The organism is Candidatus Peribacteraceae bacterium (assembly GCA_041661065.1).
GTDB lineage: Bacteria > Patescibacteriota > Gracilibacteria > Peribacterales > Peribacteraceae > CAIKAD01.
The window spans coordinates 915,489-935,310 of the sequence record JBAZVD010000001.1; the positions used below are offsets into that span (position 1 = coordinate 915,489).

Annotated in this window: 15 protein-coding genes and 1 tRNA gene; 6 read left to right on the top strand and 10 right to left on the bottom strand. The window is 62.1% G+C overall.

Features of this window, described 5'->3' with window-relative positions:
* The first annotated feature begins 63 nt into the window (after positions 1–63).
* Entirely contained in the window at positions 64–2,223 is a 2,160-nt protein-coding gene (gene ligA / locus WC698_04145) for an NAD-dependent DNA ligase LigA (GenBank protein MFA6039427.1), read from the top strand.
* Here the strand turns inward: ligA and WC698_04150 are convergent.
* Positions 2,201–3,163 carry a hypothetical protein gene (locus tag WC698_04150; protein MFA6039428.1) on the bottom strand — a complete coding sequence of 321 codons (963 nt, stop codon included), beginning with the start codon at positions 3,161–3,163 and terminating at the stop codon, positions 2,201–2,203. The two genes, ligA and WC698_04150, sit on opposite strands and share 23 nt — an antisense overlap.
* A 168-nt stretch (positions 3,164–3,331) precedes the next feature.
* Between WC698_04150 and WC698_04155 the strand changes: the two genes are divergently transcribed.
* Entirely contained in the window at positions 3,332–3,481 is a 150-nt protein-coding gene (locus tag WC698_04155; protein ID MFA6039429.1) for a hypothetical protein, read from the top strand.
* A 181-nt stretch (positions 3,482–3,662) separates the two neighbouring features.
* On the opposite strand, the gene WC698_04160 is transcribed toward WC698_04155, so the two are convergent.
* Positions 3,663–5,519, bottom strand: a complete 1,857-nt coding sequence (locus WC698_04160) for an O-antigen ligase family protein (protein MFA6039430.1) — start codon at positions 5,517–5,519, stop codon at positions 3,663–3,665.
* A gap of 120 nt (positions 5,520–5,639) precedes the next feature.
* Here WC698_04160 and WC698_04165 point away from each other — a divergent pair, with 120 nt between their 5' ends.
* The 3 genes from WC698_04165 (at position 5,640) to WC698_04175 (ending at position 8,905) form a co-directional block, all read left to right on the top strand.
* Entirely contained in the window at positions 5,640–7,442 is a 1,803-nt protein-coding gene (locus WC698_04165; protein MFA6039431.1) for a tetratricopeptide repeat protein, read from the top strand.
* A 164-nt stretch (positions 7,443–7,606) separates the two neighbouring features.
* Positions 7,607–8,200, top strand: coding sequence for a hypothetical protein (locus WC698_04170; protein MFA6039432.1), 594 nt, complete (start codon positions 7,607–7,609; stop codon positions 8,198–8,200).
* A gap of 66 nt (positions 8,201–8,266) precedes the next feature.
* Entirely contained in the window at positions 8,267–8,905 is a 639-nt protein-coding gene (locus WC698_04175; protein MFA6039433.1) for a histidine phosphatase family protein, read from the top strand.
* Between the two features lie 95 nt (positions 8,906–9,000).
* On the opposite strand, the gene WC698_04180 is transcribed toward WC698_04175, so the two are convergent.
* Positions 9,001–9,858 carry a hypothetical protein gene (locus WC698_04180; protein ID MFA6039434.1) on the bottom strand — a complete coding sequence of 286 codons (858 nt, stop codon included), beginning with the start codon at positions 9,856–9,858 and terminating at the stop codon, positions 9,001–9,003.
* Positions 9,859–9,979: 121 nt separating this feature from the next.
* Here WC698_04180 and WC698_04185 point away from each other — a divergent pair, with 121 nt between their 5' ends.
* The gene (locus WC698_04185) at positions 9,980–10,471 is read left to right on the top strand and encodes a hydrolase (GenBank protein MFA6039435.1); all 492 of its coding nucleotides are present in this window, start codon (positions 9,980–9,982) and stop codon (positions 10,469–10,471) included.
* 60 nt (positions 10,472–10,531) lie between these two features.
* Here WC698_04185 and WC698_04190 read toward each other — a convergent pair whose 3' ends face one another.
* The 7 genes from WC698_04190 to WC698_04220 form a co-directional block, all read right to left on the bottom strand.
* Entirely contained in the window at positions 10,532–11,905 is a 1,374-nt protein-coding gene (locus tag WC698_04190; GenBank protein MFA6039436.1) for a hypothetical protein, read from the bottom strand.
* Between the two features lie 180 nt (positions 11,906–12,085).
* Positions 12,086–12,172 (bottom strand) — tRNA-Leu (locus WC698_04195).
* Positions 12,173–12,318: 146 nt separating this feature from the next.
* Complete coding sequence (locus WC698_04200; protein ID MFA6039437.1) at positions 12,319–12,507, bottom strand: hypothetical protein; 189 nt, start codon at positions 12,505–12,507, stop codon at positions 12,319–12,321.
* A 130-nt stretch (positions 12,508–12,637) separates the two neighbouring features.
* Positions 12,638–13,948, bottom strand: a complete 1,311-nt coding sequence (gene purB, locus WC698_04205; protein MFA6039438.1) for an adenylosuccinate lyase — start codon at positions 13,946–13,948, stop codon at positions 12,638–12,640.
* A 196-nt stretch (positions 13,949–14,144) separates the two neighbouring features.
* Positions 14,145–16,022: an ATP-dependent zinc metalloprotease FtsH gene (gene ftsH, locus WC698_04210; GenBank protein MFA6039439.1), complete on the bottom strand. Its 1,878-nt coding sequence runs from the start codon at positions 16,020–16,022 to the stop codon at positions 14,145–14,147.
* Positions 16,023–16,165: 143 nt separating this feature from the next.
* Complete coding sequence (locus WC698_04215) at positions 16,166–18,139, bottom strand: DUF4215 domain-containing protein (GenBank protein MFA6039440.1); 1,974 nt, start codon at positions 18,137–18,139, stop codon at positions 16,166–16,168.
* A 504-nt stretch (positions 18,140–18,643) separates the two neighbouring features.
* Positions 18,644–19,792 (bottom strand): hypothetical protein, encoded by a 1,149-nt coding sequence (locus tag WC698_04220; protein ID MFA6039441.1) that lies wholly within the window; start codon positions 19,790–19,792, stop codon positions 18,644–18,646.
* Positions 19,793–19,822 lie beyond the last annotated feature (30 nt).

Consider the following 19,822-nt stretch of genomic DNA (forward strand, 5'->3'; position numbering starts at 1 on the left):
CGCTTCCCACGCAGGAGGGAGAAAACACACAAAAAACAAAAAAGGGTGTGCTACGATCCTCCCATGGATCGCCCCTCCGCACAGAAACGCATCGTGAAGCTGCGGGAAGAGATTTGGCGCCTCAACCGCGCGTACTTCATCGAGAACGACCCCAAGGTCTCGGAGGACGTGCGCGACGCGCTCAAGCAGGAACTCATCACGCTGGAGAAGGCGTTCCCAAATTTGGTGACGCCGGATTCCCCCACGCAGCGCGTGGGTGCCCCGCTCGACGGGCGGCTGCCCAAGGTCCCGCACCTCACGCCCAAGGAATCCCTCACCGACGCGTTCTCGGAAGAAGAGATGGACGAGTGGCTGGACCTGATGCGCCGCGCACTGGGGGACGACAAGAAGGAGTTCGAGTTCCTGTGCGAGCTGAAGATCGACGGGCTCAACATCTCCCTCCTCTACGAACGGGAGGACGGCGGTGGGAAGACGCGGTACGTCTACCGGCGCGCGCTCACCCGGGGCAACGGCATACAGGGGGAGGATGTCACACACAGTGTGCGGACGATCGAGAGCATCCCGCTGTCTTTTGACCTTTCCGCGAAGCGGATGAAGGCGCCACCGCGCATGATGGAGATCTCCGGCGAGGTATACATGACCAAGGCGGCGCTGGCGAAGCTCAACCGGGACCTGCCCGAGGCGGAGCGGTTCGCCAACCCCCGCAACGCGGCGGCGGGGAGCGTGCGGCAACTGGACCCCAAAGTGGCGGCCGCGCGGGACATGCGCATTTTCTGCTACGCGCTGGACGCCGGGAGCGCGGACGCGCTGGGCATTGTGACGCAGGAGGAGCTGATGCGGTTCTTGGAAGAGGAAGGCTTCGCCGTGGAGCGCAGCCGGAAGCTCTTGAAGAGCATGGCGGAGGTGCGCACGTTCTACGGCCGGGTGAAGAAGGGGCGCGCGGACCTCCCGTTCGACATCGACGGCACCGTGGTGAAGGTGAACGACCGCCGCACGCAGCGGGATCTGGGATCCACGGCAAAAGCGCCGCGCTGGGCGCGCGCGTACAAGTTCCCCGCCGAGCAGAAGACGGCGGTGATCACGGACATCATCCTGCAGGTGGGGAGGACCGGCGCGGTGACCCCCGTGGCGCACTTGACCCCCGTGCAGCTGGCGGGAACCGTCGTCACACGCGCCACGCTCCACAACGCGGATGAAATCGAACGGCTGGACGCGCGCATAGGCGACACGGTGGTGGTGCAGAAAGCCGGCGACATCATCCCGGAGGTGATGGAAGTGCTCGTGAACCTGCGGCCGGAGGGGAGCAAGCCGTTCCGCTTCCCTAAGCATTGCCCCAGTTGCGGCACCCTCCTCGTACGCGGGGAGGACGAGGTGGCCCTGCGCTGCCCCAACCCGGCGTGCGGCGCCGTGCGGCAGGAACGGCTGGAACACTTCGCCTCGCGCCACGCCATGAACATCGAGGGGATGGGAAAGGAGACCGTGGAGGCGCTCATCGCGGAAGGGCTCCTGGCGGATGCCGCGGACATGTACCACCTCACGTTCGAGGACCTGTTGACCCTCCCGCTCTTCAAGGAGAAGAAGGCGGAGAACCTCCTCGCCGCCATCGAGCGGAGCAAGAGGATCCCCCTGGAGCGCTTCCTCTTCGCGCTGGGCATACGCCACGTGGGGCGGGAAACGGCGGAGATCCTTGCGCGCCGTCTCGAGTGGCCGTCGCACAAACTCACCGTAAAGGAGCGGAAGCACCTCCAGCAGGCTTCCCTCTTCGCGGAGGAGGAACGCGAGACGGAGGTGCACGGCATCCGCGTGCGGGACGTGCTCAAGACGCTCCTCACGATGTCGGCGGAGGGCTATGCCGGCCTGCATGGCATCGGGGACGTGAACGCGCAGTCCCTCCACGATTGGGTGCGCGAGGAGGAGAACCAAACCCTCCTGCGGGAACTGGACGCCGCGGGCATCGTGGCGCTGCAGCCGGAAGGCGGCGCGCTCCCCCAGATGTTCGCGGGGAAGACGTTCGTGGTCACGGGGACCCTCCCCACGCTCAGCCGCGAGCAGGCGCGGCAGATGATCAAGGACCGCGGCGGCAACGTGAGCGGCTCCGTGAGCAAGAAGACGGATTACCTGCTCCTCGGCGAGAACCCCGGCAGCAAGATGGATGACGCCAAGAAGTTCGGCACGGAGGTGCTTGATGAAGAGACGTTCCTCAAGATGACTTCACGCGCATAGGGCGTCTGGGATTCTTCTGCACCGCCTCCGCGAGGCGCAGCAGGAAGATGGTGCGGTACCCCGCGGCGGCGAAGGAGAACACCTGGCGCAGCCAGTAGAGGACCAGGAGGACGCCCGAGACCGCAATCACCGCGGCAACGATATCGATGACGGTGAGGGCGAACCACAGGACGAGGAACGAGAGGAGGGAGGCGGCCGCGAGGCTCCCCACCACCTTCCACCACACCCCCTTGGTGCGATGGAAGCTGTTCTCCAGGCTCTTCACGATGCCCCCTTCCTTCACATAGTAGGCGGGTGCCAGCGCGAGGCGCGGGAGGAGGATGACGGGGCCGAGGAAGGAGAGGACGAAGAGGAAGGCGAAGTACGGGGAGTACGAGATGAGGAGGAAGCAGAGGGGGGGCAGCCAGGCGAGCCCCGCGACCAGCATGACGATGTACACCGCCGTGAGTGGCAGGAACGTCTGCGTGGCGCGCCCGATGGCGACGGGGAAGGGGGCGGGCGCCACGGCCAGGCGGAGGAAGAACGCCCGCGACCAGGCGATGAGGAGCAGGAAGAGCGGACCGAAGATGAGGAGGACGGGGAGCAATTCCCGCAGGCCTTCCTGCAGCGCCGTCATGAGGAACTCCTGCCGCTCCTCCCTGTCGAGCGCCTCGAACTTCAGGCGCACCTCATCCCCCACCCTGCGGGAGAATTCCTGCCATCGCGCGGTGGTCGCGCCTTCCTGCAATTGGAGTTCGGTCGCCAGTTCTTGGTAGCGCGCTTCCCCCACCAACCGCCGGACCTGCGTGGCGGCCGCCGTGCCCACCCGTTCCCCCACCACCACCTGCATGAGCACGCTCAGCACCGCCACCGCTGCGAGGCAGAGGAGGATGGTGCGGAAGTTCGCCCGCATCGCGGACCAACTCGCGGTGAGGAGCGTGGTGAGGGAGGAGGTATCCATGGGAGGAGTACGGAATGTGAATGCAGCATGCCCTACGCCGGCCCGGGGCTCAATTGACGCTTCGGCAAGAACGTCTCCGTACCCACGTATCCGTCCCTCCGGACGGCAGTTGCGTTATCCATAGTTTTAATGTATAATATCTATAACAAATATCCTTCCTCCTCTCCCATGGAAAAGTGTGTTCAGAGGCGCGCCACCCTGCTTGCAGGAATGTTCTGCGCCACGTCCATGCTCCTCCTCGCGATAGTGCTGGAGCAGGGAGGCACGTTGCCCATTGATACGGGCAATGTCCTCGCCTCGCTCCTTCCCGTCCTGTGAGGGATAGCACCGCATGAAGGGCAGGGGCTCCGAAGCCCCCCACTGCAGCAGTCCATGACTGGCACAACACCATGTGCCGGTCTTTTGTTGTATAGACAATGTCTATACACCATGGCGCACCCCTCCCCCACTACTCGCATGTCTCTCAACAAGGCGTATGCCCTCTCCCCCCGGGAGAGGGTTAGGGTGAGGGGGTGGAAACGAAGGAGTCCACTTCTTTCAACCACGGATTCTCCTTCCACAGTATCCGCATCCGTGCATCCTCCCTGTTCCGCCACCCTTCGGGCAGGAGCGAGATGAGGCGGCGGGCAATGGTCAGCGCGCGTTCTTCATCGCCCACGGCGCGCTCCGCCCGGAACGCCGACTCATGCGCCCGGACGGAGTGCGGCCACAGCCGCAGCGCCTCCTCCGTCGCCGCGGCCACGGCGGACGCATCGCCGCGGAGGGCGGCATGCCGCGCGGCAAGCAGGTGGACCGTGGCATCCTGCGGAGGGAGGAGCCGGCGCAGCCGCGCCATCTCCCAGTCGAACGCGCGGTTGAGGATGACGCTGTCCGCGGGATCCCGCACCGCGGGCAGGGCGGAGAGGATTGCTTCCGCTGCGCGCACAAGGATGGCGCGGTCCAGCGGGAACATCCTGCTCGCGCGCACCGTCGCTTGCACGGCCGCCATCCGATCGCCGCGGGCGGCCGCATCCTCCCCCGCCTGGAGGAGCACGCGGGCGGAGACCCACACGCAGAAGACCGCCGTCACCGCCACCGCAAAAACGGTGAGCGCGGGGAGGAAGAAAGGCCGGCGCTGCTTCCCACCTCCGGCCGCGGGAACGGCGCAACCGACGCCCATCCCCACGATGAGCCAGAAGAACGCGTGCGTGGGCAACACATCGAAACCGAAGAGCAGGGCCGCGCTCCCCCCCGCGAGCGAGAGGAAGATGACGAGGGCGAGCGGCTCCTTCCTCTTCCGCCAGAGAGGGAAGAGGAGCAGCGCGAGGAAGCCGTAGTAGGCGATGAGGCCGGGCAGCCCCAGCGTGAGGAGGAGGTCGAGGGGTTTGCTGTGCGCGCGGTCGATCTGGACCGTGAGGGATTCGTAGCGGTAGATGCTTGCGGGGAGGTACTGCGGCGATACGCTGCCGACGGTTTCCAAGCCGTACCCCAACGGCCGCGCGACGGCCATGCGGACCGCGGTTTGCCAAATGACGCCGCGGGCGCCCAATCCTCCCGTCTGCGTGGGAACCTCCAGCCGGCGGACGACCGCGGTGCCGCCCACCGCCGCGGCAAGGAGAACGCCGAGGGCGAGGATGGATGCCCCTCTCTTGCTCCACGTCGCCGTCATGGCGGCGGCGAGCGCGGCCGCCACCCCCAGCCCCAGCAGCGCCGCCCGGCTCCCCGTGGCCGCGAGGACCACGACGCCCAGGAGGAAGACCGCCGTCCACCGGAGGTTCACCGCCCTCTCCCCTCCCGTCATGCGGAGGCTGACGAACGGGAGGGTGAGGAGCAGGAACTGGCCGAGGAAGTTGGGGTGGCCGAGGGTGGAGAACACGCGGCCGAGGAACGCTTCCCCCTGCCAGGCCGCGCCCAGCGGATCCAGATGCGCCGCTTGGAGGATGCCGTAGAGGACCACGGGAACCGCGCTCCATGCGAGCGCACGGATGAGGAGGCCCCTCCCCTCCCCGCTCCGCCCGAGTGTGGCGCCGGTGACGGCAAGGGCGAGCAGGAGGACGTACGACACCGCGCCCTCGAAGCGGGGCGGATCACCCGCAAGGCTCTGGAGCGGGGCAACGGACCAGAGGGGCGAGAGGAACGAGACGAGGAAGAACGCGAGGAGCAACCGCCCCGCACCGCTGCGGAAGAGGAGGGACTGGACGCGCTCCGCTCCCTCTTCTACGGAAAGAAGTAATCCCGCCACCGCCGCAATGCCGATGAACGGCAGCTTCGGCAACGTGAATTCCAGTGCGGAGAGCGGCAGGAACGCGGCCGCGCTCCCCATCATCCCGAGAAGAAACAGCCAGGAGAGGATACCGCCGCGCACCAACGATCGCATGGATGGCAGTATACGGAAAAGCTCCATGACACACACTTATGGTGGTTCCACACCTGATCCCAACACGTTTGGTCATTGGTCCTTGGTGCTTGGTCATTCATCCTTGCTACAATCTTCCTGATGGAACGGTCGCTCCGCCACATCCTCCTCCTTGCCGCCGTTGCCGCCGGCCTCGCCGCGCTGTTCTTTCTGCCGGTGCTGTGGAACGATTTCGTGGACCTGGATGATTTCCTCCTCATCGTCAATAACCCTGCGGTGCAGGAACTCTCGCACCGGTCCATGCGCCGCATCTTCACGTCGTACGACCCGGAGCTGTACATCCCCTTCACGCTCCTCAGCTACCAGATCGAGCACGCGCTCTTCGGTTTTACGCCGGCCGTGTTCCACCTCACCAGCCTCGTCCTCCACGCCCTCAACACCGCCCTGGTGTTCGCGGCGGCGTACCTGCTCTCCGCCCGGCGCAAGTGGGCGGCGTTCGCATGCGCGCTCCTCTTCGCGCTCCATCCGCTGCAAGTGGAGGCGGTGGCGTGGGCATCCGCGCGCAAGGACGTGCTCTCCGCCTTCTTCTTCCTCCTCTCCCTCACGCTCTACCTGTGGTCGGAGGGATCCGGCAAGAAGAATGTGCGTTGGGCGAGCATCGCCACATTCGCGGGTGGCCTCCTCTCCAAGGCGAGCGTCCTCCCCCTGCCCGTGATCCTGTTCGCGTACCTATGGAAGGAACGGAAGCTCTCGCGCGCGTCCGCACAACGGCTCATCCCCTACGTCGCGCTCAGCGCCCTCTTCTTCCTCATCGCCCTCGGCGGCAAAACACGCAACATCTCCTCCCTGCCCGCATGGCAGCAACTCCTGCTCTTCTTCAAAGGCATCGCGTTCTCGCTGCAGAAAGCCTTCCTCCCCTGGCCGCTGGTTCCCCTCTACCAGCAACCGGCGGCCATGGAGCCGCTCGCGCCGGATTATTTGGTGCCCCTGCTCCTGGTGCCCGCACTGGCGCTCGCGCTCTTCTTCCTCCGGAAGAACCGCTCCCTCGTCTTCGGCGCGGCGTTCTTCTTTCTCCTTTTCCTCCCCTCCGCCGCCACCTTCATGAGGAACGGGATGGTGTTCTACTTCTCTGACCGTTACACCTACCTGGCGCTCATCGGCATCTTCTTCCCCGCGGGGCTTGCCGCGGACCGCCTGTACGCGGGTTTGCGGGGGAACGCGCGGAAGGTCGCGCTCGGCGCGGGTGTGGCGGCCATCGCCGCCCTGGGCTTCCTCACCCTGCGGCAGCAACGCGTGTGGGAATCTTCGGAAACGCTCTACCTGCATACCGTACGCATACACCCCGGCTCCATGGCGTACGCCAACCTGAGCATCCTCCTCTACAACGAAGGCAAGAAGGAGGAGGCAAAAGCCATCCTTGCGAAAGCCATCGCGTTCGCGCCGGAGGATCCCCGTTTCCTCCCCTCCATGGCGCTCGTGGCTGAGGAGGAAGGAAATGTGCCGGAGGCGCTGGAGATTTTGCGCCACGCCGCGGAGCTGCTGGATAGGCGGCCCATCTACTCCATGCAGGACCTGCGCCCGTACTACCAGTACGGGGAACTGCTGCAGCGCGAGGGGCGCGTGACGGAATCCATAGCGGTGTTCGAACACGCGGTGACGCGTGCGCCGGAGTTGGCGGAACCCCACTACAACCTGGGGCTCCAATACCAGTTGGCCTCGCAGCCAGCCAAGGCGGAACCGGAGTTCGCCCGTGCGGCGGAGCTTTACCGTTACCACCTCTCCGCCCTCTACCACCTGGCGGGCGTGCAGGCGGAGCAGGGAAAACTGGCGGAAGCCATCGCCACGCTGGAGCGCCTCACCTCCATGGATCCCGGCTTCGAGAAGGCGCAAGAGCACCTGGTGAACCTGCGGCGGATGGTGCAGCTGGGAGGATCCGCACGGTGACTTCTCCCTGGCGTTCCGTCCCCTCCCTTTGCCGATGAGGAAGAGAAATGTCTTTAGATGTATGAAATAGCATTCATTTACGTCGTTTAATCAGAAATATCACACTTCCTGACTATTGACTTTTTTCACATTGGTGATTAAATGTGTAACCCCCCTCCAAACCTATGAAGAACCTTTCCCGATTCCTCATCGTTCTGGTGGTCTGCGCCATGGTGAGCGGCTTCGGCCCCACCACCATAGGGCTTGCGGAAGCGCCGGAAGCGCCGAACCCCGATGAGCTGGAAACCCGGCTCACGGAGCTCAAGCGCCAGTGGGAAGACAACCAACAGGAGTACTTCAAGCAGCAGAAAGACCTGCACCTCACGGCGGAGCAAGTGCGCCAGCACCTCTGCGCGCTGGGGAAGAAAGACTACTGCCCCGTGGAAGGGGTGAACGTGGACATCCGCAGGCTCGCCTTCGCGGTGGCGCTGGCGGAGACGGAGAACTGCAAGACGGGAACGGGGAAGAGCAAGAACAACTGCCACGGCATCATGCAGTGCAAGGGAGGCCGCTGCGGCCCCCGCACGTTCGATTCCCCCGAGGACAGTTACCGGGAATTCGAGCGGATTTGGATCAAGAACTACGGCGACCGCTTCCCCACGCGCGAGGATGCCAAGCGGTACGTGGATAGCGAGGCGATCGACTGGTACAAGACGGTCACTGCCATCTACTACGGCAAGCGGGAAGTGGTGGTTCCGGGGATGGCGGTGGCGGAGTAGGGGGAGTGGGAACCAACGAGATGCTTCCTTGCCCTCCTTCCCCCGCAGCGCCTACACTCCGCACCCATGCCGTACCGCATCTTTTCACGACACGGTGAATCGGAATGCAACGTCGCCAATACGACGCGGAGGGTGTTTACCGGCCAGTTCGACACGCCGCTCACGCCGCATGGGGAAGAGGAAGCGAGGGAATTGGGAAGGGTGCTCGCGGCACGGGATGATATCCGCCTTTCCCTCGCCGTCAGTTCGCAGCTCATCCGGGCAAGGGAGACGGCGCGCCTGGCCCTTGAGCAACTCCCCCATCCGGTACGGCTGGCTTGCATCCCCGCCCTCAATGAGCGTTCGCTCGGGATCTTCCAGGGACGGCCCGCCGAGGAAGTGTATGCGGAATTCCCGCAGTATCGCGATGATCCCGCCTTCAACAAGTTCCCCCAGGACTTCGTGCAGAAGGCTCCCGGCGGGGAGAACCTGACGGATGTCACCAACCGGGCGTGGCCGGTGATCGAAGAGTTGGAACAGACGGAGGGGAACATCCTCATCGTCTCCCATATGATCGTGTTCCGCTGCATCTTGGCAAGGATGTTCGACCTCACCGAGGACGCCATGAATAACCTGCAGATCCCCCATGCCCAACCCATCATCGTAGAACTGAGGAAAGGAGAGTACCGCTTGAGGGAGGGGTTGGAGATGGAGAAAACCGCGTGATGATTCCGGAATAGAGGGAAAGATGGCTGCCTGAGCGTGAGCATCAAAGGACCATGGGAATATCACCCATAAACAAGCGCGAGGCGGGCGATCGGTCACCGGACGCGGACACTCTCAAGGACTTCCAGGATCAACGGCCGGCACACACCTTCGAATGGCGCCGATGGGGCGGCGAAACCGATCCCATAGTACTGCCCGTTCCCTGTGAGGAATGCATACGTTGCGGACTTCACCGTGACAGTGCCCACAGCCATGTCCCCTTCCAGGCGGGCATTCTTTTCCCCGATATCCTGCACCGTCATGCGGATGTTTGCATTACCCGTTTGCTCGCGTAGTCGGCTCTCCGTGTACTCCTTGAACGTCATTCCCTGCGGAAGAGAGTCGGTATTGATGATGAACGTGCATCCCTCGTTGGAAACCGCCACTTTCGTCCTCTCCGGTTCCGGCAATGCCGAGCGGTCCACATTCGGCCAATGCGGATACTTCACCTCAAAATCATCCGTGTTGTAGAGCAGGTACTGCTGCCCGTTGCCGAATTCGCCGGGACGGGAGGCACGGCTTCCCGTTTCCATGGGGCGGGCCTGTACGATGACCATTGTTTCGGTTGGTGCACCGCCCGCCACGTCCACCGTGGTCACGGCGACGGGTGGCACCAGGTTGGCCGGGAAACCGATGGTGTTGAAATACACGGCATACTGGCCCGGTTTGACGGAAAACGTGGCTACGCCCCGCCCATCCGTCCTTGCGACCCCTCCCACGGGCGGAGGCCCCGGCTGCCTCCCCACGTCCACTTCGATATTCCCCAACGGCTCATTGCCATCCGTCAGCACCGTCACCATCAGCTGGGCATCCCCCCGAATATCCTCAACGGGGCGCGGGAAGAGAAACCGAAGCGCGAAATATCCCATTAACACAAAGGCCGGAACCAAGGCCACCAGAATAATTTTCTTCATCCAATGCGGCATTCTATCAATGAGTTGCATGACGAACAAGCTCCGAGTTCCTGCTGAGCACAATTCACGGCCCCCCCGCGAACCGGGTGTATGCTCTCCCCCGTCTTCCCCTGCTCCCCTTATGGAAAACGCCACTGACCAATGCTGCCCCACATTCCGCCCCGAAAAGTGGGAAGGGAAAACGCACCACTGGCAGGGCGCCCGCTTCCTACGGGAAACCATCCCCACCTTCTTCCACATCCCCTTCCCTCCCATGATCGGAAAGAGGATCACCAAGATGTGGAAGGCGGCGCATGAGGCGCAAGCCGAACCGCCCCGGGAAGACTGGCTGGTGCTTTTCAACGACCCCACCCCCTTCCGCTCCGAGCTGCTCATGGGAGTCACCAAGCCCGTTGAGGGGGCGGATAACGTGCAGATCTCCGGCACCTTTGTGAGCAAGGTCTACGACGGTTCCTACAACGCCATGCCCAAGTTCATGAAGGAGATGGATGCGTACTTGCAAGGCCAAAACAGCAAAGCCTCCACGTACTACATCCACTACGCCTACTGCCCCAAGTGCGCCAAGGAAGCCGGCCACAACTACATGGTCCTGTTCGCGCAGACGGGGGTGTAGGTAAATGAAGTGAATGCACCTTTTAACAATAATTGAGCACCACTGTTGTATTGATTGAATTCACCATGAAAAAAGGAGGTTATGAACTCCCAGAATAAGTCCATCCCAAGCATTTACGAACAAATTACTCATGGTAGAAGCAAACAGTTGAAGACGCACACCCTGCTTATACTTCCACTGCATCCAAGGGGAAAAATCATGATAGTCAGTATTCAGTTTTATCTGGCGTAATGCTGAATCAATAGTAGCCAAAGGGATATCGCGAGAAGAGATACTGACAACTGACAGCGTATTCCCGCGGCTGATAAGGGCACTCAGAACATTATGACTATCGGGATTTCCTCTAACGACACGAAAAACATCAACCTGCTCATCGTAGAGCCATTCCCCGCTGGAATCTGTGAGGGAAGAGATAATTTGTCCTGGTTCATCACGGTTGATGTAATACGTTTCAATGTTCATCATCGCTGGATCAGCGGCTTCATAGGGAGAACCTAGGGGATACTTCCAAGTAATTGTATACGCGGAATCAATAGTGGCATTCCATTGCTTCAGCATTTTGTTATAAAGATTTCTATCTTTGGACAGCACTCTGCCTCCTGTAATGGAGAGAATACTCGGCAATCGAAAGCTGAAAGGAAGGCGAGGAGCAGTTACTGTTTCCCATGCCTCAGAAGGTAGTGCAGGGTTCATAAGTGCCGATTGTTCAATGCCATTCCATTCTGTCGTTTTGGTTTCTTCATCTAATGTCCGCGTTCTGATGGATTGGATCATCTTCCATACTGCCTGCACAGCTTCGGGCGATGGATTATCGGGGTACAATTGTACTAGTGTGCTTTTGTCTTTCGTCAGGATGAGGAAGTAATGTCTTTCCTCTGACTCACGTCGTATCAATCGGTGCTCAAAATACATGCCACGCCGGAGATCAATTGCATTTTCAACAGATTCTTTCACCGTTTTCTGAGGAGATTCTGTCCCAAACTGTTCGAGTATGAATACAGGGCAAGCAGGGAATCTCGTGCACGCCTCATCGAAGAATAAGCCGACATTGTTGTTGGAACTACTTGGGACAGAATCATTGAAATAGATGTCTACTGTGTGATACACATCGCCAGGTCGGACCGTGAATATAGTCGGGAGAGATAACGAAAAAGGGCGAGCAGGGACAGGTACATACTGCTGCTCTTCATCCGAAGAAAAGGAAATGACATTCTGGGAACAAGGTGGATTATCGCGAGGGTGATATCGAGGGGGATCGTAAAAATTAAAACAGTATCTACCATTGGGATGGCTGCTAATCCATGAAGCAATGGCCGGAATTTCTGAATAGGTATCTGCTAATGCGAACTCGAAACCTTGGGATAACAAAAGAACAATAATAACCAAAGGAATACTCGATACTCTGATCAGCCTCTGAAAAGGATGGGGTGCCACGAAAACGGCTAAAGGCTAGATGAAAATAGTCCTTTACTAAAGGACACTAGATCTATTATAACAGAAATCCAGAGGGCTAGGAGTTTGTGTCCATGATGAGTTCTAACCGTCCACTTCACTGGTTCGCTGTTAGAAATATATTTTGGCTTATGCATGAGCAAACAAATGCTCATTTTGAGATGGTGCCGTGGAGAGGACTCGAACCTCCACATCCTTGCGGATACTAGCCCCTCAAGCTAGCGCGTCTGCCAATTCCGCCACCACGGCACGTAGGCAACAAAGAACGGAGGGTGCCGCAGCGAAAATGCCACGACAGAAGATTGGATCTGAGACAAGTCTACCAAGAATAACCGCTCCTGCAACCTGTTCGGAAGGGTTCAAATGCGGACAAAACCCTCTTTCGCCTCCACCCCTCACTCACAATCCCCTCTCTCCACTTCTTCCATGTACGGGGCCATATCGTCGTGCGTGGGATCACCCAACTGTAGGGCATCGTCATTCAGGTCCACCCCGTCCAACAGATCCTCAATATGCGCCCTACGCAGGGCGAGATCCTTATGACAAACACTATTGGGATACACAGCCACAGGTGCATCGTCCAAAGTGGAAGGAAAGTCGGACTCAACTGTAGGGGATGTACGCATAGTGGACACAGCATGTCCTCCCTGCGCGCGCCGTCCAGGGGATACGGTGGCCTCGCCCTTCCTTGCTCATCCTCTTGCGGAAATTTGATCATGCCATCCCCTTCAGCCTCGCCTTCTCCTCTTTGGAAAGGGGCAGGCCCTCGATGAAACGCAGGAACGTTTCGCGGGTGACCTTCTCCCCCCGCGTGAGCGCCTTGAGCTTTTCGTACCCGCCGGGGACGCCGTGCTTGCGCAGGAGCGTTTGGATGGCTTCGGCGATCACCTCGGGATGGTCGGCGAGTTCCTTTTTGAGGGCGGCGCGGTCCAGCGTGAGCTTCTTCATTCCTCGCTCGATGGAACGGAGGGCAAGGAAGTGGTAGCCGAACGCCACGCCCAGGTTCCGTTGCACGGTGGAATCGGAGAGGTCGCGCTGGAGGCGGCTTATGGGGAGCTTGGAGGCGAAGTGGTCGAAGAGCGCGTTGGCGATGCCAAGGTTCCCCTCCGCGTTCTCGAAGTCTATGGGGTTCACCTTGTGCGGCATGGTGGAGGAGCCCACTTCCCCGGCCACGACCTTCTGCGTAAAGACGCCGCGGGAGACGTAAAGCCATGCGTCGCGGCAGAGGTCCAGGAGGATGGTGTCGATGCGGTGGAAGAGGTGGCTAAGCTCCGCGATGTCGTCGTGGGGGTTGATCTGCGTGGTGTGCGTGAGCGGGGTGAGCCCCAGGCCTTTCACAAACTGCGCGCGGAACCGTTCCCAGTGGACGTGGGGATACGCGGCCTTGTGCGCGGCGAAGTTCCCCACCGCCCCGCCCAGCTTGCCCTGCATCTTGAAGGCGCGCAGCTGTGCGATTTGGCGGTCGAGCCTGTCTGCAAACACCAGGAACTCCTTGCCCACGGTGGTGGGGGTGGCCGGCTGACCGTGCGTGAGGCTGAGCATGGGCACCTTGAGCGCGCTTCGCCCGAACTTCGCCAACGAGCCGTGGAGCCCTTTGAGCGCGGGGAGGAGCACCTGCTTGAGGGCGGCGTGGATGAGGAGACCGTAGGCCAGGTTGTTGACGTCCTCGCTCGTGAGGCCGAAGTGGAGGAACTCCCCGGAGCGGCGGAGGGAGGCGATCTTCTTGAACTGCTCCCGAAGGAAGTACTCCACCGCCTTCACGTCATGGCGCGTGACGGATTCGATGTCCTTGATCCTCTTGGCGTCCTGCGCGGAGAACTTCTCCGCGATGCGCAGAAGCTCCCGCGTGTCGCGCGCGTTCACCTTGGGCAGCTCGCGCACGCCGGGTTCCCGGGCGAGGGCGAGGAAGTACCGCACCTCCACTGTCACACGCGCGCGCATGAGCGCCTCTTCGGAAAAGAAGCCGCGCAGAGGCTCCACTGTGGAAGCGTAGCGGCCGTCTAACGGGGAGAGGGCTCCTTCCATGGCAGAGATGATAGCATACTTCTTGTTGGCTGTTTTGTTCTCCTCCCTCTCCCCTAACCCCTCCCCCACGGGGGGAGGGGGATGTTGTTGTTTTGTGGTTGTTTCTCACTTCGAGTATGTAAAGCGAAGAAACAAACAAATACATCCCCCTCTCCCTTCGGGAGAGGGGCTAGGGGAGAGGGAGAGGAAAAAAACATCACACAGCCACCGTCACCTCCGCCCTCTTCTTCCCTTCGAAGATCTCTCGGAATTCCTCCACGCTCATCGTCTCCTGCTGCAGGAGCACTTTGGCCAGGTCATCCATCTTCTTGCGGTGCGTGTGCAGGAATTCCCGGGCGCGCTCGTACTGCTCCTTGAGGGTGTTCTGCACGAAGGCATCAATCTTCCCCGCGATCGCCTCGCCGTAATTGCGGCTTATCCCCGGATCCGTACCCAGGAACACCGTCCCCTGTTTTTCGCCGTACGCCACCAGGCCGATCTCCTCCCCGCCCATGCCGTACCGCATGGCCATATTGCGCGCGATCTGCGAAGCGCGTTCCAGGTCGTTGCTGGCGCCCGTGGTGATTTCCTTGAAGATGATCTCCTCCGCCGCGCGCCCCCCCAGCAAGCCGCAGATGTCATCCAGGAACTTGCTACGGCTGGTGGTGTAGCGGTCCTCCTCGGGGAGGAACCACGTGACGCCCAGTGCGGAACCGCGGGAGACGATGGAGATCTTGTGGAGGGGATCGGAAGCAGGGCACAGGTGGCCGACGACGGCATGGCCCAGCTCGTGGTACGCCGTAATCTCCTTCTCGCGCTGCGTGAGCTTGCGGGATTTCTTCTCCGCGCCGATCGTGACCTTCTCCACGGAATCCGTGAGGTCCTTCTGCGTGACGCCGGGATGCCGGCGCTTGGCGGCGAAGATGGCCGCCTCGTTCATGATGTTCTCCAAGTCCGCGCCCGTGAGGCCCACCGTCTGCCGGGCGATGTCGAGCAGTTTGACGCCGCGCGCCACCTTCTTGTTGCGGCCATGGACTTCCAAAATCTTCTCGCGCGCGGCCAGGTCCGGCTTGTCGATGAAGATGCGGCGGTCGAAGCGCCCGGGACGCAGGAGCGCTATATCCAGCACGTCGGGGCGGTTGGTGGCCGCCATTACGATGACGTTGGTGCCCTGCTCGAAGCCGTCCATTTCGGTGAGGATCTGGTTGAGGGTCTGCTCCCGTTCATCGTGCCCGCCGCCGAACCCCGCGCCGCCGCGCTGGCGGCCGACGGCGTCTATCTCATCGATGAAGATGATGCACGGCGCGTTGCGCTTGGCCCGCGCGAACAGGTCCCGCACGCGGCTGGCCCCCACGCCCACGAACATCTCCACGAACTCCGAGCCCGCGATGGAGAAGAACGGCACGCCCGCCTCGCCCGCAACCGCGCGCGCAAGGAGCGTCTTCCCCGTGCCGGGCGACCCGACGAGCAGCACGCCGCGGGGGATCTTGGCGCCGATGCTCGTGTACTTCTTGGGGTTCTTGAGGAAATCCACCACCTCCACCAGGTCTTCCTTTGCTTCCTCCGCGCCCGCCACGTCCAGGAAGCGCGTCTTCACCTGCTTGGCATCCGCGATGCGCGCCTTGGACTTGCCGAACGAGAGCGCCGTGGATTGGCTCCGCGCGATGCCGCGGAAGAGCCAGATGACGCCGCTCAGCACCAGGAGGAAGAAAAGGAGGTCGGGCAAAATGGCGAAGAACAGGTTGGCCGTCTCACGGTTCTCCACTTCCACCACCGTGGGATTTTGCGGATCGTTCCAGCCGAGCTGGCTCACGGTATCGGTGTTCTCCTTATACGATTGCAGCACGCCGCCGTCCTTCTGCGTGGCGAACACCTTGTTGTCGCGCACCAAAATCTTCTCCAGCTTGCCGGACGCGTACCCCTGCGTAATCTCGCTCAGCGGCACTTGTTTGGCTTCCGCAAACTCCCGGTCACTCTCGCGCTGCGGATTGAGGAGAAACAGCAGCGACAGGAACACCAGGGTGCTGAAGAGGAAAGCGCTCAGGAGCCACTGCTGCCGGCTTCGCTGCGGGGGTCTGTAGGGGGCTGGGGACACGGGGTCATAGTATCAGGATACTGCGTTGTAGTGAAGAAAAGAGGGGCGGAAAAAGGACAGAGGACTTAGGGATTAGGACTTAGGAAAAGAACAGCCTCGCTTCATCAAACGCCCTAAGTCCTACGTCCTCTGTCCTACGTCCTTTATTTCTTCTTTCTCCTCCTCATCCACGCCCAGCCGACAGCCGCGCCGGCCGCCATCACCGCGAGGGTCGCGGGACCGGTTTGGCCTTGGACGGGACCGTAGGGGATCACGGAGCCTCCGAAGGGCAGGGTGATGACGAGCGGAGCGGTACCGGAGAGGAGGCTGCGGCAGAAGGTGTCGCAGGTGGCCGATGTTTGGCCATTGCTTGCGCCCTCATCGCACTGCTCGCCCGCGTCGGTCACGTGGTCGCCGCACCAGGGGAGAAGGCAATTGCTGCGGCAGCGGTCGGCGGAGGCGTCGCTGTTCTCGGAGCCGTCGTCGCACTGCTCGCCGATTTCCACAATCCGGTCGCCGCAGTAGGGTTCGACGCCGGGCTCCAGATCGCAAGCGGAAGAGCAGCCGTCGCCGTCCTTGGTATTGCCGTCGTCGCAGGTCTCGCTGCCGTCCAGGCGGTAGTTGCCGCAGCGGGGGTAGAACTCCGGCTCCAGCACGCAGGTGCGGGAGCATCCGTCTTGGTCGCGCAGGTTCCCGTCGTCGCACTCCTCACCCTCATCCAGCCACCAGTTGCCGCAGGGAGCGCGCAGGCGGCAATCCTCCAAGCAGGGGCTGTCGGAGAGGCCGTTCTCCTGTCCCTCATCGCACTGTTCTCCCGCCTCCAGAATGGAATCGCCGCAGGTGGGATTCCCCACGTTCACGAGGGTGCAGGAGAGGGAGCAGCCGGGGTCGAACTTCCCATTGTCCGCCCCTTCGTCACACTGCTCTCCGGAATCGATGCGCCCGTTGCCGCAGGCGGAGAGGAGGAGGCAGGCATCGGTGCAGATGCCGCCGGCGGAACCGCCTGTGGTGAGCGAAGCCGAACCATTCCCCGAACCGCGGTCGCACTGCTCGCCGGATTCCACAATGCCGTTGCCGCAGTTGCCGGCCAGGCGGCAGTTGATGCCGCAGGGGTTGTTGCGGGTGCCGTTGCGTGAGCCGTCATCGCACTGCTCCCCGTAGCTGAGCTCTATGACCCCGTTGCCGCAGAAGATGGAGCCGGGGTAGGAGCTGGCGGAACTGTAGGTGAGGTAGGGGTACCAGGAGGAGGAAGAGCTGCTGGAACTGGAACGGGAGGAACTGCTGGAGCGGGAAGAAGAAGAGGAAGAAGAGGAGCTGCTGGAACTGGAACGGGAGCTGGAGGAGGAGGGACGACTGGAACTGGAGCGGGAGGAACTGCTGGAGCGGGAGGAGGAGCTGCGGGAGCTGGAGGATGAGCGGGAGGAGGAAGAGCTGCTGGAACTGGAGCTTGAGGAGGAGGAAGACGAAGAGGAACTACTGGAACGGGAACTTGAGGAGGAAGACGAAGAGGAGCTGATTGAACTGGAAGAGGAGGAAGAGCTGCGGGGACTCGAGCTGCTGCTCGCCAACGTACAAGCGCATTGCTCGCACACCCCCGTCCCGCACCACACCATCCAGCATTCCTCCTGGTAACCGGCGGGGCATCCGCTGCTCACGGAGGAGCTCCTGCTGGTTGTACTGCTGCTGGAGGCCACGCTGCTCGAAACCGCCGCACTGCTCGAGGCTCCTGCGCTGGAAGAGGCGCCCGCGGAAGAGCTGCCGCCGGAGGACCCTGTGCTCCCCCCGCCACCTCCACCGCCGCCGTCGCCATCCGAGGAATCGCCCCCACCTCCTCCACCATCACTGGACATGCCCGTGCTTATGGTTCCGCCACCCAAGCTGCTGAACCCTCCCCCTTCGCAACCGAAAATTGGGTAACAGAAGCCCAAGTTGCACCCGCAACCGCAGGGATTCGTATCACAATCAACCATACCGGCGACCACGCCGGCGCAGTCCGCCGCCGTTTGGCAGCACATGGGATCATGCTGGCATTGGTGCTGGATGCACCGGTCATTGGTACAGGCATCGCCGTCGGCGCAATCGCTGTCTTCATCGCAACCGGCTGCACATTGGCACTGCGGATTGGCGTCGGTGCTCACATTGGCGCAGTACTGCCCTTGCGGACACTCGCCGCCGCAGTGGGCTACCGGCTCTGCCGGCGTGGAAGCGATGAGGCCGCATGGCGGAGGCGGGGGCGGGGGGGGAGGAGGGGGAGGAGCTGAGGCGACTGAGGAAGATAAGCCTGGATAACCCAGTGTACAGACACCAAAGGCCCCGGCGACTAAGCATATGCAGACTTGGCCGGGGTTGGGAAAGGGACTCAGGAGGCACTGTCCCACACAATCCGCATCCGTATGGCATCCGCTAATCGAAACCTGGCTGGAGGAATTCGGCAGTGCAAGACTTGAAGCAGGCAATTGCCCGGTAAAGAGATTCGGAATATACGGCCGCAACAGCTGTTGCAAGGACACGCCCACGGTGAGCGCAAGGAGGACGACAATCAGAAGTCGCCTGACCTGCATGCGGCTGGCACTCTATCACATTTCTGGAAGCCAAATCGAGCCTCCCCCGCTTGCCAAGGGCCCGCACGAGGTTCTGGCTCCTCATTTCCTTTTTTGTTTGCGCTTGAACCATAGCCAACCGACCGCCGCCCCCGATGCCATCACGAGGAGCGCCGCCGGGCCGGTTTGCGCCGCAAGGGGATACGCAACGGAGGGGAGAACGCTGGCGGTCCACGCGGCGGGATGCGGCGCCACCGTGCGGCAGTGGATGTCGCAAACACCGCCCGGAACGCCGTTCTGCGCACCGGCGTCACATTCCTCCCCCGTTCCCAGGCTGCCATCACCGCAGCGCGGCAGGATCCCCCGCTCCACAAGGCATAGTTCCGTGCAGGGGCTCCCTTTGGTACCGTTACGCGGGCCGTCGTCGCACGCTTCCCCCTCTTCCACCACGCCGTCCCCGCAACCCGCAACCCGCCTGCATTCCGCGGTGCAGAAGGAGCCGGGGATGGCGTTGCGCACCCCCTCGTCACACTCCTCGCGTGCATCCCGCGTCCCGTCGCCGCAGCGCCCCTCCATGGAAGGCACGGACGAGGAGGAAGGGGAGGGGAACTGCAGTTGCCAGGAAGGGACCTGTGCGGAGGAGGCGGAGGAAGGAGGGGAAGAAACGGGCATCGGGAGGATGACGCTTCCCTCGGAGGATGCCGCGGAAGCCTGCATGCTCGACGCCGAAGAACCGGTTTCCGGAGCCGGATGCCAAGTGGTGAGCGCATCCCGGGAGGAAGAGGCGCGTGAAGAGGAAGCGGGGACCACGTTCCCGCGGTAGAGCACTTCCACTGCCACGGGCGTGCCTCCGTCGGCCAGGCCGCTGTCGCAGGCGCCGTCCAAGCCGCCCTGCGCCGCATCGCAGCGTGAGCCGGCCCTGATGGACGCGTCCTTCCCGCACCGGAAGGCGTGCAAGTTGCCCGTCTCCCCGTCGATATCCGCATACACGACGAAGTACTTCGAAAGGAGCGCGCACTGGAAGGCGCATTCGGGGGAGGCAATCCCCGCGCCGGGGTACGGGTACTCCACCAGGATCGGCGTCCCCTCGCACAATGTGCGGCTTCCGCTTCCCACATCCCCCAAGAGCACCTGTCCGGAAGAGAACAGGGAAACCATGTCCCACAGCATCACCACAGCCGCAACCACCCCCAAGGTGACGAAGGCACCCCCCCAAGCTTCGTTCCGGTGGACGCGACGCCGCATCGGCATGGCCTCTAGAGTAGCAGCGGTCGTGCTTCC